A 289-nucleotide genomic window follows, 5' to 3' on the forward strand; every position below is an offset into this window, starting at 1 on the left:
AAGCGCTTCGGTTCCGAACATGGCCACACCTACGTCAACGGCGCGCTTGATGGTGCCGCCGTGTAATGGCGCACGGTCGAATCGGGTCACTGACCAGATTCCTGTAGAGCCGAGCCATGCTCGGCTCACCGTGGAGCGCACGGTCGCGTCCGGCAGTGCGGCGCGTGATCCAACTGCAGCCGAGCATCGCCCGGCTCTACAAGAAAGCAGAACGCCCCCATGTCCCTGGCCGAATTCACCCTCATCGACCGCATCCGCGCCCGCACCGTCGAGCGCGACGACATCGTGC

Annotated in this window: 1 pseudogene; it reads left to right on the plus strand. The window is 65.1% G+C overall.

Features of this window, described 5'->3' with window-relative positions:
- Nucleotides 1–66, plus strand: a pseudogene (locus tag CR919_RS20960) (N utilization substance protein B); the annotation flags it as partial.
- Between the last annotated feature and the right edge of the window lie 223 nt (nucleotides 67–289).

It is taken from the genome of Stenotrophomonas sp. LMG 10879 (genome assembly GCF_002750935.1).
Taxonomy (GTDB): domain Bacteria; phylum Pseudomonadota; class Gammaproteobacteria; order Xanthomonadales; family Xanthomonadaceae; genus Stenotrophomonas; species Stenotrophomonas lactitubi_B.